Source organism: Xanthobacter sp. 91, from assembly GCF_000702385.1.
In the GTDB taxonomy this organism is placed as follows: Bacteria; Pseudomonadota; Alphaproteobacteria; order Rhizobiales; family Xanthobacteraceae; genus Xanthobacter; species Xanthobacter aminoxidans.
The window spans coordinates 2,974,206-2,997,348 of the sequence record NZ_JNIB01000001.1 but is presented as its reverse complement, the minus strand read 5'-3'; the positions used below and the strand labels follow the sequence as shown (position 1 = coordinate 2,997,348).

The following is a 23,143-nucleotide window of genomic DNA, read 5'->3' as shown; positions in this document are numbered from 1 at the left end:
CGCCATGCTGCGCGACTGGCAGACCCTCTCCTTCAACACCGTGTTCGGCCTCCTCTCCCTCATCTGCGTCATCGCGTTGGCGGGGCCGACGCTGGTCATCCTCATCCTCTCCTTCACCGGGGAGGAGGCGCTGCACTTCCCGCCCGCCAGCTATTCGCTGCGCTGGTACGCGGCGCTCATCGACGCCAACGAATTGCAGGCGGCCCTGTGGGTGAGCCTGAAGGTGGCGGTCATCAGCGTTTCCGCCTGCGTGGTGCTGGGGGTGGCCGCCGCGCTCGGCATCGCCCGCAGCGAGGGGCCGGTGGCACGGGGGCTGGAGACGCTGTTCATGTCGCCGCTCATCCTGCCGGCGCTGGCCTTCGGCTTCGCGGCGCTGATGCTGTTCTCCATGCTGGGGATGCGGCCCTCGACGCTCACGCTCGCCATCGGCCATATCGTGGTGTGCGTCCCCTTCGTGCTGCGCACCACTCTGGCCAGCCTCGCCCAGCTCGATCCGGCCCTGCTCGATGCCTCGCGCAGCCTTGGCGCATCGCGCCTGCACACCTTCCGGACGGTGACGCTGCCGCTCATCAGCCCGGGCGTCGCCTCCGGCGCCTTCATCGCCTTCATGGCCTCGTTCGACAACGTGCCGGTGTCGCTGTTCCTCCAGGACGCCCGCACGCAGGTGCTGCCCATCTATCTCTGGGACATCATCCAGAACCAGCTCGACAGCCGGGCCGCCTCCGCCTGCGGCGTCATCATCATCGCCACCGTGCTGATGATGGTGCTGATGGAGCGCGTCGCCGGCTTCTCACGCTTCATGAAATGACCGGGAGACGGGACGTGCCGAACGACCTCCTGCGCCTCGACGCGCTGAATGCCATGACCGCCGCCGATTTCGCGGCGGCCCTCGGCCCGGTGTTCGAGAATGCCCCGTGGGTGGCGCGGAATGCTGCCGCCGCGCGCCCCTTCGCCACCCTCACCGCCCTGCACAAGGCGATGCTGGCCGGCATCGAAGCGCTGCCCGCGCCGGCGCTGGCGGACTTCCTCAACGGCCATCCCCGCCTCTCCCCCGAAACCCTGAGGCGCGGCACCACGGCCGAATCCACCGCCGAGCAGACCGCCCTCGGCCTTGATGCCCTCGATGCCGAGATCAGCGCCCGGCTGGACCTCTTGAACGCCGCCTATGAGGCGCGCTTCGGCTATCCCTTCATCCTCGCCGTGCGCAAGGCCTCGCTGGAGACCCTGTTCGCCACCTTCGAGCGGCGCCTCGCGGCAAGTCCGGAGGCGGAGCGTTCCGAGGCGCTGGCGGAGGTCGCGGCCATCTCCTGGATGCGGCTGCTCGACCGCGTGCGCGCCGCACCCACGGGCAGCGTCTCCACCCATGTGCTCGACACAGTGCGCGCGGCGCCGGCCGGCGGGCTCGGCGTGGAGCTGTGGCGGCGGGAGAGCGATGGCGGCATGACGCGCCTCACCTCCTTCGTCACCAACGCGGATGGCGCCTGCGACCACCATCTCCTCGGCGGCGGCGACCTTGCCGCCGGCACCTATGAGTGGCGCTACGACACGCCCACCTATTTCGCCCGGCACGGTTATTCCACCACTGCCCGCGCCTATCTCGGCAAGGTGCGCGTGGCCTTCACCGTGTGGAATCCAGAGGAGCATTTCCACGTGCCGCTCCTCCTCTCGCCCGGCTCCTACACCACCTATCGCGGCAGCTGAGGGCAAAGGCGGCGCTGCGCTCTTCGGTCGGCCTGCGTCCGCCGTCCCGCCCGTCCATCACCGCATCCCGCCAGCCGTCTCTGCGATCAGCCGCGGCAGGTCGCCGAGGGCGGGCACCACGAAATCCGGCGCCTCCGCATAGGTCTCCTCCTGCATCCTGAGCGCCTTGAACACGGTCAGGGGCGCGATGGTGCCCGAGGCCAGTTCCCGCGCCAGCGCCTCCCGCGGCAGGCGGGCGACACGGGCGACGCGGAAGCCGAAAGCCTTCGCGCCCCCCACGTCGAAGCCGTTGGAGGACACGAACAGCACCTCCGCCGGCGTCACGCCCAGCACCTCCTCCACCAGCGCATAGGCCTCGGGATGGGGCTTGAACACGCGCTTGGCATCGACGCTGATCACGGCGTCGAAGCTGTCGGCGAGGCCCGCATTGGCCACCAGCGCCCGCAGCATGTCGGGCGCGCCGTTGGAGAGGATGGCGCGCTTGAGAGGCGCCAGCTCCGCGAGGCAGCGGGCCGCGTCGGGATAAGGCGTGAGCCGGTTGTAGGCCTGCGCCATGTCGGCGAGGAAGGCCTCGTCCGGCTCCAGTCCCAGCGTTCCGAGGGTGTAGGCCAGCGCCTCCCGCGTGACGCTCCAGAAGTCGGCATAGCGCCCCATCAGCGCCCGGAGCCAGCTGTATTCCAGCTGCTTCTGCCGCCAGACCTGCGTGATGTACGCGCCCCGGCCGGGATACGCCCGCTCGGTGGCGTCGGCCACCGACTGGACGTCGAAGAGCGTGCCGTAGGCGTCGAACACGACGGCCTTGATCATGTCGTTCCTCCCGCTGTGTGCGCGTGTCTGTCGGTGAAGGCTCTTGCCGGCCGGCGCATCATCGCCCAGTCCGGTCTCGGTGCGAAAGACCACCTCGTCGAACCGCGCCCCGGAAATCGCATCCCTCGGGGAGACCCAGTTCAGTCGTCGCCGGCTTCCGGCAGCCCATCGGCCCCGGTCGCGACCCTGACCAGCCAGCGGCGCACCACCGCCGCCTCCTCTGCCGACAGGGGCGCGGCGATCTCCGCCTCCAGCGCATTCGCGCTGTCCTTGCATCGGGCGAGCACATCGTTGCCGGGGACGGTCAGGCTCAGGCAGCGGATGCGCCCGTGCACCGGGTGCGGGCCGGACTGGAGCAGGCCGTCCCGCTTGAGATTGGAAACGATCACGGAAACGGTCTGCGGCGTCAGCAACGACAGCCGCGCGAGGTCGGCGCCCGAGCATCCGGGATAGGCGTCGATCATGGTCAGCACGACGAACTGCGGCTGGGTGACGCCGGTGTCGGCAAGCGCCCGCTCCAGACGGGTGCGGAAGGCCACATTGGCCTGGCGCAGCAGGTAGCCAAGGTGCCCGTCCTCCCCGCGCTTGCCATGCCCTGGAGCCGGGAGTTTGCGCGGAGCGGGACTTTCGGCCGCGACGGAATTCCGGGCCGACGCGGGAAGGGTCGGGGAGACGGGCTTGCGCATAATATCAGAACTCGAATATATTGTTCGAGCTTTGATATTATCACGTCGCCACTCCGGGAACCAGCATGAGCGCCCATACCCCCCACGAGCCCCGCCTGTCCTACGAAGCGTTTGCCAAGACCGCCGCCTATGCCGCGCTGCTGGCGCTGGGCAAGAGCGTCGACGAGTCCGGCCTCGAGAAGCCGCTGACCGAGATCGCCAAGGTGCGCGCCTCCCAGATCAACGGCTGCGCCTTCTGCATCCAGTATCACCTCACCGTGGCGCGCCGGCTCGCGGTTCCGGCGGAAAAGCTCGATCTCGTCGCCGCGTGGCGCGAGGCCGGCGTGTTCACCCCGCGCGAGCTCGCCGCCCTCGCCTGGACCGAGGCCCTGACGCTGACCGCCGGGGGACCGCCCTCGGATGCCGATTATGCGAACCTGCTGGAAGTGTTCAGCGCCGAGGAGGCGATGCACCTCACCGTCGCCATCGGCACCATCAACCAGTGGAACCGCATCGCCGTCGCCCTGCGCTTCGCCCCGCCGCTGGCGAGGGCCGCGTGATGCCCGCCGAACTCCGCGACGTCGGCGAGGCCGAGATCGCCTTGTGCTATCCGCTGATGCGCCAGCTGCGGCCGCATCTGGCCTCCGCCGAGGAACTGGCCCGGCGCTGGCGGCGGCAGTCGGCGGATGGCTACCGCATCCTCGCGCTGTGGGCGGGAAGCGCGCCCGTCGCGCTCGCCGGCTACCGCGTGACGGAGAGCCTGATCCACGGCCGCTTCCTCTATGTGGACGACCTCGTTGCCGAGGCGGCTGAACGCAGCCGGGGCCATGGGCCGCGGCTGATGGACGAGCTGAAGGCGCGGGGGGCGGCGCTGGGCTGCGCCAAGCTGGTGCTCGATACCGGCCTCGACAACGCGCTGGGCCACCGCTTCTATTATCGCCAGGGCCTGCTCGCCATGGCGCTGCGGTTCAACATCCCGCTTCCCGGGGCGGGATGACATGCGGCGCCTGCTCCACGTCTCCGCCAGTCCCCGCGGCGCGGCGTCGTTCAGCCGGACCGTGGGGGAAGAACTCGCGGGCGCAGTCACGGCCGCCACGCCCGGATGGACGGTGATCCGCCGCGACCTCTCCCACACGCCGCTCCCCCACCCCGGCCCCGACTTCGCCCGCGCCAACGCGCTGGCCCCGGACATGCGCGGACCGGCCGAGGAAGAGGCGCTGGCCCGGTCCGAGGCGCTCATCGCGGAAGTCGAGGCCGCCGATGTGCTGGTGATCTCGACGCCCATGCACAATTACACCGTGCCATCGGCGCTCAAGGCCTGGATCGACCATGTGGTCCGCCCCGGCCGCACCTTCCGCTCCACTCCAACCGGCAAGCAGGGCCTCCTTGCCGACCGGCCCGCCTTCGCCATCGTCTCCTGCGGCGGGCGACTGGGGGCCCCGCCGGCCGGGCAGGTGGACTTCCTCACGCCCTATCTGCGCTATGTCTTGGCGACCATCGGCCTGTCGAGCCTCGACATCCTGTGCTTGGAGGAGATGAACCGCGGCCCGGAGAAGGTGGCGGCCGCCCGCGCCGCGGCCCGGCTGTGGAGCACGGCCTGCGTCGCCCGCGCGGCCGCCCCTCCGGGCGGATGACGGCGATCTGGCGCGCAATGTGCTTCTGGGCCGGCAATGTCGATTTTTGTCGCATTTCCAACGACCCGCCCGACAGGAGCGTATTTTGCCGGCATTGCAGGAAACCCGCACCAGCGTGACACTGGCCCCCGCCAAGCCCACCGGGCTCGCCGACCTCGGCGCGCTGCCGGCCGAAGGCCTCGCGGTGAAGAAGGGGCGCGTGCACGAATTCCCGCAATTGCTGGCGGACGGCACCATCGGCCGGCGCTTCCAGGACCTGAAGGTCATCGCCATCAGGACGGAGGAGGCCGGCGTGCCGCTGGTGCGGCTTGTCGTGCAGTTCGAGGTGTTCGGCGACAACACCGCCGCAGCTGAAGCCGGCCCCGGCTTCGAGGCGGTGCTGAAGGCGGGCGACACGCCGCTCGCCACCTTCGCCTCCGGCAGCCTGTTCCTGCCCTTCGGCAATTTCTGGTACGCGAACCGCTTCGCCTTCGCGGTGCCCGTGGCGGACTTCGACGCGGCGGACAGGCTGGAGTTCGTCGCCAAGGCGGAAGAGGTCCGGTCGCTCTGAGCGGTGAGGATTTCGCCATGCCCGATCCCCTCGTTCCCGCCCCGCTCGTCCCCGATCCCGGCGTCCCCTATCCCTTCGTCCGGCGCGTGTCCCACCGCCTCCTCGGCGACATGCTGCGCATGACGCTGAGCGCGGCGCTGCATTACGACCTGACGCTGGAGGAGGGCCGCACCCTGTCGCGCGCCTTCACCGCCGTCGCGCACGACTGGCGGCGCACGGATTTCCTCTATCTCAGCCCCGTGGGCATGGACGGCGACTTCTCCGCCGCCGTCCATGCGGAAGGGGTGGACGTGGACACCGGCGCCGCCCCCCATCACCTGAGCTGGGACGACGTACGCGAACTCGCCGAACGCCTCGCGACGGAGTGAGGGCGCGCCACCGCGCTCCACCTCACCCTGGAAGCCGGCGATGAAGGCCGCCCGCGCCTTGCCGGTGATCACAGTGGCCGCCCGGCGCGCCCGTGGAACGGGTGCCGCCGCATGTCGCGGGGGGGCGGTCCGGGCCTTCGCCTTGCGGCGCGGGCGCGATTGGCCGAGAGAGGGAGTGTGTCGGATCGCGCCCGGGAGCAGCGCCATGCGGATCATCGTCCTCGGCGCCACCGGCCTCATCGGCTCCGCCGTGCTGGCGCGGCTGGCGTCTGCGGGGCATGAAGTGGTCGGCCTTGCGCGGAACATCGAGACGGCGGCCCGCACCCTGCCCAAGGGACGCTTCGTGGCGCTCGACCTCGGCACCGCGACGCCCGAACAACTGGCCCGTGAACTGGACGGCGCCGACGCTGTGGTGAACGCCGCCGGCCTGCTTCAGGACGGGCCGGGCGAGAGCGTCGCGCGTGTGCATGTCTCAGGGATGGCGACGCTGATCGCGGCCTGCCGCCTCACCGGCGTGCGGCGCGTGGTCCACATCTCCGCCATCGGCGTCGATACGGGCGCGTCCTCGGACTTCTCCCGCACCAAGCAGGAGGGCGATGCCCTGCTGGCCACGAGTGGGCTCGACCATGTCATCCTGCGCCCGTCCGTGGTGGTGGGGCGCCGGGCCTATGGCGGCAGCGCCATGTTCCGTGGGCTCGCCGCCCTGCCCGTGTTCCCGCTGTTCCCGGACACGGCCGATCTTCAGATCGTGCAGCTCGACGATGTGGCGGAGGCCGTCGCCGTCTTCGTCGCGCCCGAGGCTCCGGCCGGCGTGGAGATGGATCTTGCCGGGCCGGAACGGTTGTCCCTCGAAGAGGTGATCGCGACCTATCGCCGGTGGCTGGGCTTTGCTCCTGCGCGACGAATTCCGGTGCCCGGCTGGATCGCCCGCCTGATGTACCGGCTCGGCGACGGCATCGGCCGCCTCGGCTGGCGCCCGCCTCTGCGCAGTACGGTTGCGCGGGAGATCGCTCGCGGCGCCACGGGCGATCCCGGCCCGTGGATGCGGATGACCGGCATCCGGCCGCAATCCCTCTCCGACGCCCTCGCCGCCGAGCCTGCGGGCGTGCAGGAACGCTGGTTCGCTGCCCTCTACACGCTGAAGCCGGCAATCTTCGTCCTGTTCGCCATGTTCTGGATGGTGACCGGGCTCCTCTCCCTCGGCCCCGCCTATGATGCGGGCATCGCGCTCCTGAAGGAGGGCGGCGCCGGCGCCCTCGCTGCTCCGCTCGCGATCGGCGGCGCTTTGGCGGACCTCGCTATCGGCCTCGGCATCGCCGTCCGCCGCACCACGCGGGTGGCCCTGTGGGCGGCGCTCGCCGTCTCGCTGCTGTATGTGATCGCCGGCACGGCGCTCCTGCCGCGCCTGTGGCTCGATCCGCTCGGCCCGCTGGTGAAGATCGCACCCGTGGTGATGCTGAACCTCGTCGCCCTCGCCATCCTGAGGGACCGGTGATGGCCTATTTCGTCCTGAAATTCCTGCATGTCATCGGCGCGACGGTGCTGCTCGGCACCGGGGCGGGGATCGCCTTCTTCATGGTGATGGCCCATGTCACCGGCAGCGCCGTGAAGGTGGCGGCGGTGGCGCGCATCGTGGTCCTCGCGGATTTCCTCTTCACTGCCACCGCCGTGGTGCTGCAACCGGTCACGGGCGCGCTGCTGGCGCAGACGGCCGGCTATCCGCTCACCGAGGGGTGGATCGTGCTGTCCATCGCCCTCTATCTCCTCACCGGCGCGTTCTGGCTGCCGGTGGTGGGAATGCAGATGCGCATGCGGAAGCTCGCAGAGGCCGCCGCCACGGCGGGCACGGCACTGCCAGCCGCCTATCATCGCCTGTTCTGGACCTGGTTCGCCTTCGGCTTCCCCGCCTTCGCGGCCGTGCTGGGCATCTTCTGGCTGATGATCGTGCGGCCGGACCTTCCGGCCTTCACCCTCGGCTGACTCGCTAGTTGTTGAATTGACGCATTTTCTTCACGCGAACCGGTATCCACTTCGCTCGAAAATGCTTTAGAAATCCCCCGCCTCCTCCGGCGCGATCACCACCGCCATGCCGTCCAGCGCGGGCTCCAGCTTCAATTGGCAGGCGAGGCGGGAGGCGAGGGTGCGGTTCTGGCTGGTGGTGAGCATGCGGCTTTCGCCGGGGCTGATCGGGGGCGCCGTGACGCCCTCCGGCAGGGTGACGAAGACATGGCAGGTGGCGCAGGCGCAGCCGCCGCCGCACTGGGCGGCGAGTTCCTCGATGCCGGCCTTGCGGATGGCCTTCAGCAGCGTCGTGCCGTCGCGCCCCGTCACCTCATGACGGGCGCCGCTGCGGGTTTCCACGGTGAAGCGCGCCAAGAGTCAGCCCCCCGCCCAAACGTCCGAACGCCGGCTCACGGCAGGATGACGGACGCAAGGTCCGCCGCCGCCGGGTGCCTTCCGCTGTCGCCGCCATCGCGCGCGATCCGCACCGTGGCGAGGCCGGCGGACGCGGCGGCGTCCAGCTCGTCCACACTGCCGGAGAGCACGAGAATCTGCGACGGGGCGAGGCCGATCTCCTGGGCGATGGCCTTGTAGGCCTCCTCCTCCATTTTCTGGCCCATGCGGGTGTCGAAGAAGCCGTCCAGCAGGCGCTCCGCATCCGAGCCGGCGGAGGAGAGCCAGAGCTTCTGCGCCAGTTCCGACGAGGAGGAGAAGGTGAAGAGCTTCAGCCCCTGCCCCTTCCAGGCGGCAAGGCTCGGCCCGGCATCGCCATGGACCTCCGCGCTGAAGGCGCCGGCCGCATACCCCTCCTGCCAGATGCGGCCCTGGATGATCTTGAGCGGCGTCGGATTGCGGCCCTGCTTCATCCACCGCAGCAGCAGCGCCTCCGCCTCGCGGGGCTTGAGGGAGAAGCCGCCCATGAGGCGGCCGGCCTCGTCCAGCGCCTCCTCGATCTCCTCGTTCTCCTCGCCGTGCTCGGCGATGAAGGCGCCGAGGCGCTCGCGGGCATGGGGCACCAGCGTCTCATCGAGGAAGGACTGGGGGCCGAGAACGCCCTCGATGTCCATCAGCACCGCCTCTATGGCCATGACACCGCCTCTGCCTTACCCCCGGAATGCGCCCGTGTCGGGAACGCGCCAATGCGGCCCTTCCCCGGCACGCCGATCGGGTTTGAAGGGAAGGCAAGCACCCGCCGTGCCAGCCGCCGGCTTTGGCGGCGGCTGGGGGCCATGCTACCCTCCGGCGCTCCTTTCCCCTGATTGATGAGCGGTCCCTTGCCTGCCGGTTGCCGTTGCCTCCTTGCCGGGCTGATCGCCTGGACCCTGGCCCTTTCCATCGCCGCTGCCGCGCCGGCGCAGGCGGCGGATGCCGCCTTCACGCAATTCATCGCCTCCCTGTGGCCGGAGGCGCAGGCGGCGGGCGTGTCGCGCGCCACCTTCGAGCGGGAGACGGCCGGCCTCGAGCCCGACTACAAGCTGCCCGACCTCGCTTTGCCCGGCCGCCCCTCCACCGGTGCCGGCGGACAGGCCGAGTTCGTGCAGGTGCCGGCCGCCTATGTGAAGGAGGCCACCATCGCCCGCCTCGCCGCCGAGGGGCAGCGGCTGATGCAGAAATACAAGGCGCCCCTCGACCGCATCGAGGCCATGTTCGGCGTGCCCGCCCCCGTGGTGCTGGCCATCTGGGGCCGCGAGACCGATTTCGGCCGCTACACCTCGCCCCACGACGCGCTCAAGGTACTGGCGACGCAGGCCTATGCCGGCCGACGCAAGGACCAGTACCGCACCGAGTTCATCCTCGCCCTGAAGATGCTGAACGACGGCGACGTAACCCGGAAGGATTTCCGCGCCTCCTGGGCCGGGGCGACGGGCCTCACCCAGTTCCTGCCCTCGGACTATGTGAAGCACGGCGTCGATCTCGACGGCACCGGCCATGCCGACATCTGGCATTCGGTGCCGGACGCGCTCGCCTCCGCCGCCAAGCAGCTCGCCGACAAGGGATGGCAGCCGGGCGTGCGCTGGGCCTATGAGGTGCTGGCGCCGGTGAATGCCGACTGCACCATGGGCGTACCGGAGGTGAAGCAGCCCATCAGCGAATGGATCCGCGCCCGCTACGCCCCCGTCCGCCGCCTCTCCGCCACCGAGGTGGCGCAGCCCGCATCGCTGCTTCAGCCGGAGGGCACCTACGGCCCGTCCTTCCTCACCACGGCGAACTACTTCGTCATCAAGCAGTACAATTTCTCCGACCTCTACGTGCTGTTCGTCGGCCACCTCTCCGACCGCATGACCGACCCCTCGCCCTTCCGCACGCCATGGTCGGCCTCCTCCCAGCTCAAGACGAAATCGGTGGAGGCCATGCAGAAGCATCTGGCGCGGCTGGGGCTCTATTCCGACAAGATCGACGGCAAGGCCGGCATGCAGACGCGCGCGGCGCTCGGCGCCTACCAGAAGTCTGCCGGCCTCAAGGTGGACTGCTGGCCGAGCGAGGCGGTGCTGAACGCCATGAATGCCGGGCGCTGAGGCTCAGGGGATGGCGCGGTCCTCGTCCGGCCGGTGGAAGGCGAGGACGAGGACCACGGACGAGAGCGCCAGCACCGCCATCAGGCCGAAGCCGTCGGCGAACGAGCCGCGCAGCGACAGCACGAAGCCGGTGATGACAGGGGCGACGAAGCCGGCCAGCGCGAAGCAGAAATCCATGATGCCGAGCGCGGTCGCCGCCTTCTCCGGCACGATGTCCACGTTCACCGCGAAATAGGCCGCGTTCGCCCCCATGGAGGCGGCGACCGCCAGCGAGATGCAGGCGATGGCCACCGGCAGGCTGGCGCTGAACGCCACCGGCACCACCGCGAGCGCCGCCACCAGTTGCGTCCCGGCGATGAGGTAGGAGCGCGACACGCGCAACCGGCCGGTGGTCTTCAGGAGGTGATCCGACCAGCGCCCCAGCGCCCAGAGCGCCACGGCGGCACACAGCCACGGCAGCACGGTGAAGGCGCCCACGGCGGCAAGGTTCAGCCCGTAGGACTGCTGGAGATAGCTCGGCAGCCAGGCCATGAAGAAGAACAGGAAATAGCCGAAGACGAAGAAGGCCCAGTAGTTCACCAGCAGCGTGCGGTTGGTGAGCAGCACCCGCACCTCGCTCATGCGCGGCCAGCGGCGGAGCGGCGCGGCCTCCGCCGTCTGGCCTTCGCGGATGAAGGCGAGTTCCTGCGCATTCACATGGCGCGACTGGGCCGGGTCGTCGCGGAACAGGACGTACCAGAGCGGCACCCAGACCAGCGAGAGCGCGAACAGCACGGCGAATGTGCCGCGCCAGCCCAGCGCCGCCAGAAGCTGCGTCACGATCGGCCCGCCGCAGGCGAGGGCCACCGGCACTGCCACCAGCGCATAGGAGAGCGCGCTCGCCTGCCGGGCCGGCGGCAGCCAGCGCTCCACCGCGCCGGTGACGGCGGAGAAGTTCGGCCCCTCGGCCATGCCCAGCAGCGTGCGCGCGAGATAGAGGGTGAGGAAGCCGGAGGCGAGGCCGGTGAGGCCGATGGACAGGCTCCACAGCACCGCCGCGATGCTCAGCACGATGCGCGCGCCGTAGCGATCCACCGCGAAGCCGCCGATAAGCGTCGTCACCGCATAGCCCAGCCCGAACGCGCCGAGGATGGTGCCGGCGGCGGCCTTGGAGAGGCCGAGCTGCTGCTCGATGGCCGGGATGGCATAGGAGATGGCGGCGCGGTCGATGTAGTTCACCACCGTGATGGCGAACAGCAGGAAGATCACCACCCTGTGGAACCGCGTCGCCGCCATGGATCGCCCCCTGCCCGTGCGCGGTGAGTCACCGGCCGGGAGCACCATGGGCAAGACAGGCGGTCTTAATCAAGAGCGATCCGCCACAACCGTCATCCCCCGGTTCATCCGGGGGATCCACGCCTCCGCGGGAACGGTGCCCGGCCTCCTGCACCCCGCGCGCGGCACCGTGGACGCCCGGACAAGCCGGGGCATGCCGACAGTGAGTGCCCCTCACTCCGGCCCGTCGATGAGCGGATCGGGCCGCGCGAAGGCGGCGAGCGCCGCGCGGTCGGCGAGGGTGATGACGGCGCCCCGGCTCGTCACGCCGTGGGTCTTCAGCACGGCGAAGGCGCGGGAGAGATTTTCCGGCGTCATGCCCAGCAGCGAGGAGAGCACCCGTTTCTCGAACGGCAGAGTGATGCGCCCTGCCCCCTCCGCCTCGGCGCGCTGGAGCAGCCAGTTGGCGAGGCGCTCGGCCCCCGTGCGCAGCTTCTGCCCCTTCACCTCCTTCACCGCCCGGCGATAGCCGCGGGCCAGCTCGGTGACGACGGCACGGGTGAAGGCCGCGTCCGTGCCCATCGCATCGCGCACCTTCTCGGCCGGGATCATCAGCACCTGCGATTTCTGCAGGGTGCGGGCGGACTGGAGATAGATGCGCGCATTGAGCACCGCCGCGAGGATGAAGGTGCCCACCGGCTCCACGATGCTCATGGTGGTTTCACGCTCGCCGAAGGTGGCGAAAAGCTCCACCTGCCCCTCCACCACCACATGGAGGAAGTCCGCCTCGTCATTCTCGTTGATGAGCGTCACCCCCGGCGGGAATCGCTGGAGAAACGCCGTGCGCACCAGCTCCGCGAAGGTCTCCTCGCGGGCATCGGCGAACAGCGGCAGGCTTCGGATCACGGCGGCGTCGTCAGGCCTCATGCGCACCTCGTTTCGTCACCCCTACCATGCCATCGCCTCCGTCGCTTGACAAATGTCAATTGCCGCGTCAAAACTTGTAAAGTCTAGACAGTAATAAAGATATTTCGTTTCGGGTCATCCAATAAGTCTCCGCTGTTTTCTGATGACCGAAGTCTATTACTGATACAGATCAAAGAAGCCACGGCGCCCCCGCCGCAGGTTGCGACGCGCGGTCCAGCCGCGACTTTGCAACTGGCGGGTTGAAGCCATGCACACCCCTTTCGAGGCGAGCCAAAGCGACCAGCGGCGCGCCCTTTCCATGAGCACCCTCGCCTTCACCGTGTGTTTCGCGGTGTGGACGATCTTCTCCATCATCGGCATCCGCATCAGGCAGGATCTCGGCCTCTCGGACACCGAGTTCGGCCTCCTCATCGGCACGCCCATCCTCACCGGCTCGCTCATCCGCGTGGCGCTGGGCGTGTGGGCGGATGTGTATGGCGGGCGCGTCGTGTTCGCGCTGACCATGCTGGCGGCGGCAGTGGCCACCTTCCTCCTCACCTATGCCGCGACCTATCCGCAGTTCCTGCTGGCGGCGCTGGGCGTCGGCATCGCCGGCGGCTCCTTCTCCGTGGGCGTCGCCTATGTCTCGCGCTGGTATCCGGCAGGCAAGCAGGGCACCGCCCTCGGTATTTTCGGTGCCGGCAATGTGGGCGCGGCGGTGACGAAGTTCCTGGCCCCCTTCGTGCTGGTCGCCTTCGGCTGGCAGATGGTGGCGCAGGTGTGGGCCGCCGCCCTCGTGGTGATGGCGGTGCTTTTCTTCGTCACCACCAAGGATGATCCGGTGCTGGTGGAGCGCCGCCGCCTCGGCATCAAGCCGAAGAGCGCGTGGCTGGAGCTGGAGCCGCTGAAGAACGTCCAGGTGTGGCGCTTCTCTCTCTATTATTTCTTCGTCTTCGGCGCCTTCGTCGCGCTGGCGCTGTGGCTGCCCCAGTATCTGGTGAAGGTCTACGGCCTCGACATCAAGCAGGCGGGCATGATCGCCGCCGCCTTCTCCGTGCCGGCGAGCCTGTTCCGCGCCTATGGCGGGCATCTCTCCGACGTCTACGGCGCGCGGCGGGTGATGTACTGGACCTTCCTCGTCTCGGTGGCCGCCACCTTCGTGCTGTCCTATCCGCCCACGGACTATGTGGTGCGCGGCATCAACGGCCCCATCACCTTCCATATGGAAATGGGCGTCGCCGGCTTCACCGTCACGGTGTTCGTGCTCGGCTTCTTCATGGCCCTGGGCAAGGCGGCGGTCTACAAGCACATCCCGGTCTATTACCCCAACAATGTGGGCGCCGTGGGCGGCCTCGTGGGGATGATCGGCGGCCTCGGCGGCTTCGTGCTGCCCCTCGCCTTCGGCGTGCTCAACGACCTCACCGGCCTGTGGACCAGCTGCTTCATGCTGCTGTTCGTCATCGCGGTCGGGGCGCTGGCCTGGATGCACCTCGCCATCCGGCACATGGAAAAGGAAGCCTCTGCTCCGGCGCTGGCCACCCTGCCCGAGCTGCCGGAAATGCAGGGCATGCCCGCCTCCGCGCTGCCCGCCCGCAAGGCCGGCGCGGTGCTGACCGACTGGCGGCCCGAGGACAAGGCCTTCTGGGCCTCCACCGGCCGCGCCATCGCCCGGCGCAATTTGTGGCTCTCCATCCCGGCGCTGCTCCTGTCCTTCGCCATCTGGCAGGTGTGGTCGGTGGTGGTGGCGAAGCTGCCACTGGTGGGCTTCAAGTTCACCACCGACCAGCTGTTCTGGCTCGCCGCGCTCCCCGGCCTCACGGGCGCGACGCTGCGCATCTTCTATTCCTTCATGGTGCCGATCTTCGGCGGGCGGCTCTGGACGACGCTCACCACCTGGTCGCTCATCATCCCCGCGCTCGGCATCGGCTATGCGGTGCAGAACCCGGACACGCCCTATGTGGTGCTGCTCATCCTCGCGCTGCTGTGCGGCTTCGGCGGCGGCAACTTCGCCTCCTCCATGGCCAACATCTCCTTCTTCTTCCCCAAGGCGGAGAAGGGCAACGCGCTGGCGCTGAACGCCGGCCTCGGCAACCTCGGGGTCAGCGTGGTGCAGTTCGTGGTGCCGCTGGTCATCACCATGGGCCTGTTCGGCAAGTTCGGCGGCGATCCGGCCATGGTGAAGGCGGCGGCGGGGCCGGCGCCCATGTGGCTGCAGAATGCCGGCTTCATCTTCGTGCCCTTCATCGTCCTCTCGGCCTTCGGCGCGTGGTTCGGCATGAACGACATCGCCGACGCCCGCGCCTCGTTCCGCGAGCAGTCGGTGATCTTCCAGCGCAAGCACAACTGGATCATGTGCTGGCTCTATACGGGGACATTCGGCTCCTTCATCGGCTATTCGGCGGGCTTTCCGCTGCTCACCAACATCCTCTTCCCGGAGGTGAACGCGCTCTCCTACGCCTTCCTCGGCCCGCTGGTCGGCGCCCTCGCCCGCTCCGGCACGGGGTGGCTGGCGGACCGCTACGGCGGCGGACGGGTAACGCTCTTCGTCTTCGTGCTGATGATGGCGGGCGTGTCGGGCGTGCTGTGGGCCATCGGCATGCGCGCCGAGCCCTGGGCCTTCTCGGCCTTCTTCGCGGCCTTCCTGGTGCTGTTCTTCGCCACCGGCGTCGGCAACGCCTCCACCTTCCAGATGATCCCCGCGATCATGGCGAAGGAGATGGACCGCCTGATGCCCGCCGCCGATGCGGAGGCGCGCCGCAAGCAGGCGGAGAAGGAGGCGGCGGCCATCACCGGCTTCACCTCGGCGATTGCCGCCTTCGGGGCCTTCTTCATCCCCAAGGGCTACGGCACCTCCATCGCGCTGACGGGCGGGCCTGAGGCGGCGCTCTGGGCCTTCCTCGGCTTCTATGTGAGCTGCCTGGTCATCACCTGGGCCGTCTACACCCGCAAGGGCGGCCTCCTCCACGACATCGAGCGCGGGATCGCCCCGCGCGCCACCCACCGTCCGGCTGCGGCCGCGTAGCACCAGCGGTTCGCGAGCCCGGCTCGCGAACCGCTGGTCAAGCCCGCGCGGCGCTTGAGCGAAAACACACGGAAGGCTCTACCCATGTCCCATTTCCTCGACCGGCTCACCTTCTTCCGCCGCGAGACCGAGCCCTTCTCCAACGGCCACGGCATCGTCACCCACGAGGATCGCTCGTGGGAGGACGGCTACAGGAAGCGCTGGCAGCACGACAAGATCGTGCGCTCCACCCACGGCGTGAACTGCACCGGCTCCTGCTCGTGGAAGATCTACGTGAAGGGCGGCATCGTCACCTGGGAAACCCAGCAGACGGACTATCCCCGCACGCGGCCCGACCTGCCGAACCACGAGCCGCGCGGCTGCGCCCGTGGCGCCTCCTACAGCTGGTATCTCTATTCCGGCGCGCGGGTGAAGCACCCCATGGTGCGCGGGCGCCTCCTCAAGCTCTGGCGCGAGGCGCGGGCGAAGCTGCCGCCGGTCGCCGCCTGGGCCTCCATCGTCGGCGATGCGGAAAAGCGCGCCTCCTACACCTCCATCCGTGGCCATGGCGGGCTCGTGCGCGCCACCTGGGACGAGGTGAACGAGATCATCGCCGCCGCCAACGCCTACACCATCCGCACCCACGGCCCGGACCGGGTGGCGGGCTTCTCGCCCATCCCGGCCATGTCCATGGTGTCCTACGCGGCGGGCGCGCGCTATCTCTCGCTGCTCGGCGGCGTCTGCCTCTCCTTCTACGACTGGTATTGCGACCTGCCGCCGGCCTCTCCCCAGACCTGGGGCGAGCAGACCGACGTGCCGGAAAGCGCCGACTGGTACAATGCCGGCTTCATCATCGTCTGGGGCTCCAACGTGCCGCAGACGCGCACGCCGGACGCCCATTTCTACACCGAGGTGCGCTACAAGGGCACCAAGAGCGCGGTGGTGACGCCGGACTATGCCGAGGCCACCAAGTTCGCCGACATCTGGCTGAACCCGAAGCAGGGCACCGACGCCGCGCTGGCGCTCGCCATGGGCCATGTGATCCTGCGCGAATATCACCTTGACCGGCAGGTGCCCTACTTCGACGATTACCTGCGTCGTTACTCGGACATGCCCTTCCTCGTGCGGCTCGTGGAGCGCGACGGCCGCCTCGTGGCGGAGCGGATGCTGCGCGCGTCGGACCTCCCCGGCGGCCTCGGCGAGACCAACAATCCCGAGTGGAAGACCGTCGCCTTCGATGAGGCGAGCGGCGATCTCGTCGCCCCCGTGGGCTCCATCGGCCACCGCTGGGGCGAGCAGGCGAAATGGAATCTGGAGGAGAAGGACGGCACCGGCCGCGCCCTGCGCCTACGCCTCTCGCTGGAGGACCATGCGGATGAGATCGCGGCCGTGGACTTCCCCTATTTCGGCGGCCGCGCCACCGAGCATTTCGTGGCCACGAACCATGGCGAGGTGCTGACGCGCAACCTGCCCGTCCGCCTCATCCAGGGCGCGGACGGCAGCGTGATGAAGGTCGCCACCGTCTACGATCTCATGATGGCCAATTACGGCCTCGACCGGGGCTTCGGCGGCGGCAATGTCGCCGTCTCCTATGACGCGGACGTGCCCTTCACCCCCGCCTGGGCCGAGCGCATCACCGGCGTGAAGCGCGATGCCATCATCACCGTGGCGCGCGAGTTCGCCACCAATGCGGAGAAGACCAACGGGCGCTCGATGATCATCATCGGCGCGGCCATGAACCACTGGTATCACATGGACATGAACTACCGGGGGGTCATCAACCTCCTGGTGTTCTGCGGCGCCATCGGCCAGTCCGGCGGCGGCTGGTCGCATTATGTGGGGCAGGAGAAACTGCGGCCGCAGACCGGCTGGCAGCCGCTGGCCTTCGGCCTCGACTGGTCGCGCCCGCCCCGGCACCAGAACGCCACCTCCTTCTGGTATGCCCACACGGACCAGTGGCGCTACGAGACGCTGACCGCCGGCGAAATCCTCTCCCCCACCGCGCCCAAGGGCGAATGGGACAAGAGCTTCATCGACTACAACGTCCGCGCCGAGCGCATGGGCTGGCTGCCCTCCGCCCCGCAATTGAAGCAGAACCCCCTCGCCATCGCCGCCAAGGCCAAGGCCGCCGGCAAGGAGGTGAAGGACTACGTCGCCTCGGCGCTGAAGAGCGGCGAGCTGGAACTCTCCTGCCACGACCCGGACCACCCGGACAACTGGCCGCGCAACCTCTTCGTCTGGCGCTCCAACCTGCTGGGATCCTCGGGCAAGGGGCACGAATACTTCCTCAAGCACCTGCTCGGCACCCAGCACGGCGTGATGGGCAAGGACCTCGGCGCCGAGGGCGCGGTGCGCAACACGGAAGTCGCGTGGCACGAGGAGGCGCCCACCGGCAAGCTCGATCTTCTGGTGACGCTGGACTTCCGCATGTCCACCACCTGCGTCTACTCGGACATCGTGCTGCCCACCGCCACCTGGTACGAGAAGAATGACCTGAATACTTCGGACATGCACCCCTTCATCCATCCGCTCTCGGCGGCGGTGGACCCGGCGTGGGAAGCGCGCTCCGACTGGGACATCTACAAGGGCCTCGCCCGCACCTTCTCCGCCGTGGCACCCGAGGTGCTGGGGGTGGAGACCGACACGGTGCTCACCCCCATCCTCCACGACACCCCCGCCGAGATCGCGCAGGCGCTGGACGTGAAGGACTGGCGCAAGGGCGAGGTGGAGCCCATTCCCGGCAAGACCATGCCCAGCGTGACCGTGGTGGAGCGGGACTATCCCGCGACCTACGCCCGCTTCACCGCGCTCGGACCGCTGATGGAGAAAATCGGCAACGGCGGCAAGGGCATCAGCTGGAAGACCGGGCATGAGGTGGACGCCCTGCGCGCCCTCAACGGCACCCATCGCGACGGTCCGGCCAAGGGCCTTGCGAAGATCGAAACGGACATCGACGCCGCCGAGGTCATCCTCATGCTGGCGCCGGAGACCAATGGCGAGGTGGCGGTGAAGGCGTGGGAGGCGCTTTCCCAGAACACCGGCCGCGAGCACGCCCATCTCGCGCTGCCCAAGGAAGACGAGAAGATCCGCTTCCGCGACGTGCAGGCGCAGCCGCGCAAGATCATCTCCTCGCCCACCTGGTCGGGCATCGAGAGCGAGAAGGTCTGCTACAACGCCGGCTACACCAACGTCCACGAGCTGATCCCCTGGCGCACGCTCACCGGCCGCCAGCAGCTCTATCAGGACCATCTGTGGATGCGAGCCTTCGGCGAGGAGCTCGTCACCTGGAAGCCGCCGGTGGATCTGAAGACCATCACCGGCCATCGCAATGCCAAGCCCAACGGCAATACCGAGATCGTGCTCAACTTCCTCACGCCGCACCAAAAGTGGGGCATCCACTCAACTTATACTGACAATCTACTGATGCTCACCCTCAACCGGGGCGGGCCGGTGATCTGGATCAGCGAGGACGACGCCCGCGCGGCCGGCCTTGCCGACAATGACTGGGTGGAGGTGTTCAACGCCAATGGCGCATTGACCGCCCGCGCCGTGGTCTCCCAGCGTGTCATGCCGGGCATGGCCATGATGTATCACGCGCAGGAGAAGATCATTAACACCCCCGGCTCGGAAATGACCGGCAAGCGCGGCGGCATCCATAATTCCGTGACGCGCACGGTGCTGAAGCCGACCCACATGATCGGCGGCTACGCCCAGCAATCCTATGGCTTCAACTATTACGGCACGGTCGGCGCCAATCGCGACGAGTTCGTGGTGGTGCGCAAGATGAACAAGGTCGATTGGCTCGAGGACGAGCTGCCGGCCGCTTCCGAAAAGGAGATGGCCCAATGAAGATCCGCGCCCAGATCGCCATGGTGCTGAACCTCGACAAGTGCATCGGGTGTCACACCTGCTCCGTCACCTGCAAGAACGTGTGGACCAGCCGCCAGGGCGTGGAATACGCCTGGTTCAACAATGTGGAGACCAAGCCCGGCGTCGGCTATCCCCGCGAGTGGGAGAACCAGAAGAAGTGGAACGGCGGCTGGCGCCGCAAGCAGAACGGCAATATCGAGCCGCGCATCGGCGCGAAATGGCGGGTGCTCGCCAACATCTTCGCCAATCCGGACCTGCCGGAGATCGATGATTATTACGAGCCCTTCACCTTCGATTACGAGCACCTGCACACCGCGAAGGAATCGAAGGCCTTCCCCACCGCCCGCCCGCGCTCCCTCGTTTCCGGCGAGCGGATGGAGAAGATCGAGTGGGGGCCGAACTGGGAGGAAATCCTGGGCGGCGAGTTCGCCAAGCGGCGTAAGGACGTGAACTTCGAGGGTATGCAGGCCGAGATCTACGGCCAGTTTGAAAACACCTTCATGATGTACCTGCCGCGCCTGTGCGAGCACTGCCTGAATCCCACCTGCGCGGCCGCCTGCCCCTCCGGCGCCATCTACAAGCGGGAGGAGGACGGCATCGTCCTCATCGATCAGGACAAGTGCCGGGGCTGGCGCATGTGCGTCTCGGGCTGCCCCTACAAGAAGATCTATTACAACTGGTCTTCGGGAAAGTCGGAGAAATGCATCTTCTGCTATCCCCGCATCGAGGCGGGCCAGCCCACCGTGTGCTCGGAGACCTGCGTCGGGCGCATCCGCTATCTCGGCGTGCTGCTCTATGACGCCGACCGCATCGAGGAAGCGGCCAGCGTGAAGGACGAGAAGAAGCTCTACCAGGCCCAGCTCGACCTCTTCCTCGATCCGAAGGACCCCGCCGTCATCGCCCAGGCCCGCGCCGATGGCGTGCCGGATGCCTGGATCGAGGCGGCGAAGGTCTCGCCGATCTGGAAGATGGCCATGGAGTGGAAGGTCGCCTTCCCGCTCCATCCCGAATACCGCACCCTGCCCATGGTCTGGTACGTGCCGCCGCTCTCGCCCATCCAGTCCGCCGCCACCGCCGGCAAGATGGGCATGGATGGCGAGATGCCGGATGTGCGCTCCCTGCGCATCCCGCTGCGCTACCTCGCCAATCTGCTCACCGCCGGCAACGAGGAGCCGGTCGCCCTGGCGCTGGAACGCATGCTCGCCATGCGCGCCTACATGCGGGCGAAGACGGTGGACGGCCGCCTCGAAGGGGGCATCGCCACCAGGGTCGGCCTCACCGGCGCGGACATCGAGGACATGTACCAGACCATGGCCATCGCCAATTACGAGGACCGCTTCGTCATCCCCACCGCCCATCGCGAGGCGGGGGAAGACCCGTTCGATCTGCGCGGCTCGTGCGGCTTCTCCTTCGGCAATGGCTGCTCGGGCGGGGACAGCGATGTGAACCTGTTCGGCAGCCCCACCCACACGCCCGGCCGGCGCACCAAGACACCGATGGAGGTGGAGTGATGGACGACAACCTCACCCTCAAGGCCCTCTCCCGCCTCCTCCTCTATCCCGAGGCGGCGTTGCAGGATGCGGCGCCCCACCTCGCCGAGGCGCTCACCGAAGACGGCCGGCTGGATGCCCCCACCCGCCTCGGCCTCATGCCGCTGCTGCGCTCGCTGGCGGGCGAAGACCTCTATGATCTGCAGGAGGCCTATGTGAGCCTCTTCGACCGCACGCGGCGCCTGTCCCTGCATCTGTTCGAGCATGTGCATGGGGAAAGCCGCGACCGCGGGCAGGCCATGGTGGACCTCGCGGCGCTCTACGCGCAGGGCGGCCTCGCCATCGACGCCAACGAGCTGCCGGATTTTCTGCCCCTGTTCCTGGAGTTCCTCGCCACCCGTCCGGAGGCGGAGGCGCAGGGGCTGCTCGCCGACGTGGACCACATCCTCGCCACGCTGGAAGAGCGCCTGAACGAGCGCGGCTCGCTCTATGCCGCCGTGCTCACCGCCGTGCGCCACCTTGCCGGCCCCGAAGCGGTGTTGGCGCCCACTCAGGAGCCCGCGCCCCACACCGAAGACCTCGCTGCCCTCGACCTCAATGCGCTGGACAAGGAGTGGGAGGAGACCGCGGTCACCTTCGGCCCCGGCGATGCCGCCTCCTGCGGCGTCGATCGCTTCCGCACCCAGCTCCGCGCCGCCCAGCGCGATGTGCGCCACCCGGCGCCTCAACCTGCCGCCTGAAGGAGACGACCATGTCGCAGGCCATCAATTCAGCCCTGTTCGGCTGGTATCCCTACCTCTGCCTCACGGTGTTTCTCGTCGCCAGCCTCATCCGGTTCGACCGCGAGCAATACACCTGGAAGACCGGCTCCTCGCAGCTGCTGCGCAAGCGGCAATTGCGCTGGGGATCGAACCTCTTCCATGTGGGCATCCTCGTCATTTTCATCGGCCATGCCGGCGGCCTGCTCACCCCCATCTGGGTGTTCGATGCGCTGGGCATCTCGCACAGCTTCAAGCAGGGTCTCGCCATCACCGTGGGCGGCATCGCCGGGGTCATGTGCTTCATCGGCATCGCGCTTTTGGCCCACCGCCGGCTGTTCGATCCGCGCATCCGGGCGAACTCCAGCTTCGGCGACACCGCCATCCTGCTTCTCCTGTGGGCGCAGCTCACGCTCGGCCTCTCCACCATCTTCGTCTCGCTCCACCACATGGACGGGCACGAGATGGTGAAGTTCATGAACTGGGCGCAGGGCATCCTCACCCTCCAGCCGGCGGCGGCCGCCTATGTGGCGGACGTGAGCCCCATCTTCAAGGCGCACCTCGTGCTGGGCATGACGATCTTCCTCGTCTTCCCCTTCACCCGCCTCGTGCATGTGTGGAGCGCGCCGGTCTGGTACCTCGGCCGGCCCGGCTATCAGGTGGTGCGCTCGCGCCGGCCTGCCCGCAAGCCCGTCGCCATGCGCCCGCAGCCGGCGACGGCGGCCGTGCGCCCCGCCGCCCGTCCTCTCAGCAATCCGGCGGAGTGAGAGCCATGGTCGAGATCGTCAGCCGCACCGCACCCCGCCCCGCCGGGCGCCGGCCGCAGGAACTCTCCGTGGACGGCGTCACCATCGCCCGCGCCGACATCGCCCGCGAGGCGCAGAACCATGCGGCGTCGGACCCCGCCGCCGCATGGCAGGCCGCATCCCATGCCCTCGTGGTGCGGCAGCTGCTCCTCGCCGAGGCCGACCGCCTCGGCACCGCCGCCACGCCGGAGGAGGACGACGAGGACCGCCGCGAGACCGAGGAAGAGGCGGTCATCCGCGCCCTGCTCGAGGAAGAGGTGAAGGTGCCCACGGCGGACGAGGCCACCTGCCGGCGCTACTTCGCGCGCAACCCCGCCCTCTTCCGCACCGGCGACCTCTATGAGGTGGCGCACATCCTCATCGCCGCCGACCCGACCGACGCGGACGCCCGGCAAGTGGCGCGGGAGCAGGCCGACGCCTTGCTCACAGCCCTTCTCTCCGGCGCCGTGGCGTTCGAGACCGCGGCGCGCGAAACGTCCGCCTGCCCCTCCCGCGAGGTCGGCGGCAGCCTCGGCCAGATCGGCAAGGGCCAGACCGTGCCGGAGTTCGAGGCGGCGCTGGCGGCCATGGCGCCGGGCGCCATCCACCCCGTGCCGGTGGAGACGCGCTACGGCTTCCACATCGTGCGTCTTGCTCATCGGGTTGAGGGGCGAGACCTGCCGTTCGAGATGGTGCGGGAGGCCATTGCCGGCCATCTGGAGCTGTCCTCCTGGCACGCCGCCATGCGCCAGTATGTGAGCCTGCTCATCGGCCGCGCCGACATTCGCGGCATCTCCATGGAAGGGGCGCAATCGCCCCTCGTGCAATAGGGGGGCC

Annotated in this window: 22 protein-coding genes; 16 read left to right on the top strand and 6 right to left on the bottom strand. The window is 68.7% G+C overall.

Annotated features, from left to right (window positions below; translation table 11 throughout):
* The first annotated feature begins 4 nt into the window (after window positions 1-4).
* A complete protein-coding gene (locus A37E_RS0114195) occupies window positions 5-808 on the top strand; it encodes an ABC transporter permease (protein WP_029557200.1) in 804 nt (267 codons plus the stop codon).
* Window positions 809-822: 14 nt separating this feature from the next.
* Window positions 823-1,701 carry a 2-oxo-4-hydroxy-4-carboxy-5-ureidoimidazoline decarboxylase gene (gene uraD / locus A37E_RS0114190; RefSeq protein ID WP_051679029.1) on the top strand — a complete coding sequence of 293 codons (879 nt, stop codon included), beginning with the start codon at window positions 823-825 and terminating at the stop codon, window positions 1,699-1,701.
* A gap of 57 nt (window positions 1,702-1,758) precedes the next feature.
* Here uraD and A37E_RS0114185 read toward each other — a convergent pair whose 3' ends face one another.
* Entirely contained in the window at window positions 1,759-2,508 is a 750-nt protein-coding gene (locus tag A37E_RS0114185) for a haloacid dehalogenase type II (RefSeq protein ID WP_029557198.1), read from the bottom strand.
* Window positions 2,509-2,648: 140 nt separating this feature from the next.
* A complete protein-coding gene (locus tag A37E_RS0114180; RefSeq protein WP_038193137.1) occupies window positions 2,649-3,194 on the bottom strand; it encodes a MarR family winged helix-turn-helix transcriptional regulator in 546 nt (181 codons plus the stop codon).
* Window positions 3,195-3,259: 65 nt separating this feature from the next.
* Between A37E_RS0114180 and A37E_RS0114175 the strand changes: the two genes are divergently transcribed.
* From A37E_RS0114175 to A37E_RS0114145, 7 genes are all read left to right on the top strand, one after another.
* Window positions 3,260-3,733: a carboxymuconolactone decarboxylase family protein gene (locus A37E_RS0114175; protein ID WP_029557196.1), complete on the top strand. Its 474-nt coding sequence runs from the start codon at window positions 3,260-3,262 to the stop codon at window positions 3,731-3,733.
* A complete protein-coding gene (locus tag A37E_RS0114170; protein WP_029557195.1) occupies window positions 3,733-4,170 on the top strand; it encodes a GNAT family N-acetyltransferase in 438 nt (145 codons plus the stop codon). Before A37E_RS0114175 ends, A37E_RS0114170 begins: the two co-directional genes overlap by 1 nt.
* A 1-nt stretch (window position 4,171) precedes the next feature.
* Window positions 4,172-4,807: an NAD(P)H-dependent oxidoreductase gene (locus tag A37E_RS0114165; protein WP_081837593.1), complete on the top strand. Its 636-nt coding sequence runs from the start codon at window positions 4,172-4,174 to the stop codon at window positions 4,805-4,807.
* 115 nt (window positions 4,808-4,922) lie between these two features.
* Window positions 4,923-5,357, top strand: a complete 435-nt coding sequence (locus A37E_RS0114160) for a hypothetical protein (RefSeq protein ID WP_245279334.1) — start codon at window positions 4,923-4,925, stop codon at window positions 5,355-5,357.
* A 17-nt stretch (window positions 5,358-5,374) separates the two neighbouring features.
* Entirely contained in the window at window positions 5,375-5,725 is a 351-nt protein-coding gene (locus A37E_RS0114155) for a hypothetical protein (RefSeq protein WP_051679028.1), read from the top strand.
* 205 nt (window positions 5,726-5,930) lie between these two features.
* Window positions 5,931-7,220, top strand: a complete 1,290-nt coding sequence (locus tag A37E_RS0114150; protein ID WP_029557191.1) for an SDR family oxidoreductase — start codon at window positions 5,931-5,933, stop codon at window positions 7,218-7,220.
* On the top strand, window positions 7,220-7,705 hold the full coding sequence (locus A37E_RS0114145) for a DUF2269 domain-containing protein (RefSeq protein ID WP_024277575.1): 486 nt from the start codon (window positions 7,220-7,222) through the stop codon (window positions 7,703-7,705). The genes A37E_RS0114150 and A37E_RS0114145 overlap by 1 nt, the downstream gene beginning before the upstream one ends.
* Window positions 7,706-7,771: 66 nt before the next feature.
* Here A37E_RS0114145 and A37E_RS0114140 read toward each other — a convergent pair whose 3' ends face one another.
* Window positions 7,772-8,101 carry a 2Fe-2S iron-sulfur cluster-binding protein gene (locus A37E_RS0114140; RefSeq protein WP_029557190.1) on the bottom strand — a complete coding sequence of 110 codons (330 nt, stop codon included), beginning with the start codon at window positions 8,099-8,101 and terminating at the stop codon, window positions 7,772-7,774.
* A gap of 35 nt (window positions 8,102-8,136) precedes the next feature.
* Complete coding sequence (gene mtnC, locus A37E_RS0114135) at window positions 8,137-8,814, bottom strand: acireductone synthase (protein ID WP_029557189.1); 678 nt, start codon at window positions 8,812-8,814, stop codon at window positions 8,137-8,139.
* A gap of 219 nt (window positions 8,815-9,033) precedes the next feature.
* Here mtnC and A37E_RS0114130 point away from each other — a divergent pair, with 219 nt between their 5' ends.
* Window positions 9,034-10,242, top strand: a complete 1,209-nt coding sequence (locus A37E_RS0114130; RefSeq protein ID WP_245279457.1) for a lytic murein transglycosylase — start codon at window positions 9,034-9,036, stop codon at window positions 10,240-10,242.
* A 3-nt stretch (window positions 10,243-10,245) separates the two neighbouring features.
* On the opposite strand, the gene A37E_RS0114125 is transcribed toward A37E_RS0114130, so the two are convergent.
* Together A37E_RS0114125 and A37E_RS0114120 are read right to left on the bottom strand one after the other, a co-directional pair.
* A complete protein-coding gene (locus A37E_RS0114125) occupies window positions 10,246-11,517 on the bottom strand; it encodes an MFS transporter (RefSeq protein ID WP_029557187.1) in 1,272 nt (423 codons plus the stop codon).
* Between the two features lie 213 nt (window positions 11,518-11,730).
* Complete coding sequence (locus A37E_RS0114120; RefSeq protein ID WP_029557186.1) at window positions 11,731-12,423, bottom strand: helix-turn-helix domain-containing protein; 693 nt, start codon at window positions 12,421-12,423, stop codon at window positions 11,731-11,733.
* Between the two features lie 247 nt (window positions 12,424-12,670).
* Between A37E_RS0114120 and A37E_RS0114115 the strand changes: the two genes are divergently transcribed.
* The 6 genes from A37E_RS0114115 to A37E_RS0114090 all read left to right on the top strand — a co-directional run bounded on the left by A37E_RS0114115 (window position 12,671) and on the right by A37E_RS0114090 (window position 23,136).
* Window positions 12,671-15,424 (top strand): MFS transporter, encoded by a 2,754-nt coding sequence (locus A37E_RS0114115; protein ID WP_029557185.1) that lies wholly within the window; start codon window positions 12,671-12,673, stop codon window positions 15,422-15,424.
* Between the two features lie 84 nt (window positions 15,425-15,508).
* Window positions 15,509-19,252 carry a nitrate reductase subunit alpha gene (locus A37E_RS0114110; RefSeq protein WP_029557184.1) on the top strand — a complete coding sequence of 1,248 codons (3,744 nt, stop codon included), beginning with the start codon at window positions 15,509-15,511 and terminating at the stop codon, window positions 19,250-19,252.
* The gene (gene narH, locus A37E_RS0114105; protein WP_029557183.1) at window positions 19,249-20,784 is read left to right on the top strand and encodes a nitrate reductase subunit beta; all 1,536 of its coding nucleotides are present in this window, start codon (window positions 19,249-19,251) and stop codon (window positions 20,782-20,784) included. The genes A37E_RS0114110 and narH overlap by 4 nt, the downstream gene beginning before the upstream one ends.
* On the top strand, window positions 20,784-21,503 hold the full coding sequence (gene narJ / locus A37E_RS0114100) for a nitrate reductase molybdenum cofactor assembly chaperone (protein ID WP_029557182.1): 720 nt from the start codon (window positions 20,784-20,786) through the stop codon (window positions 21,501-21,503). Before narH ends, narJ begins: the two co-directional genes overlap by 1 nt.
* Window positions 21,504-21,514: 11 nt before the next feature.
* Window positions 21,515-22,288, top strand: coding sequence for a respiratory nitrate reductase subunit gamma (gene narI, locus A37E_RS0114095; protein ID WP_029557181.1), 774 nt, complete (start codon window positions 21,515-21,517; stop codon window positions 22,286-22,288).
* Between the two features lie 5 nt (window positions 22,289-22,293).
* Complete coding sequence (locus A37E_RS0114090; RefSeq protein ID WP_029557180.1) at window positions 22,294-23,136, top strand: peptidylprolyl isomerase; 843 nt, start codon at window positions 22,294-22,296, stop codon at window positions 23,134-23,136.
* The last annotated feature ends 7 nt before the right edge of the window (window positions 23,137-23,143 follow it).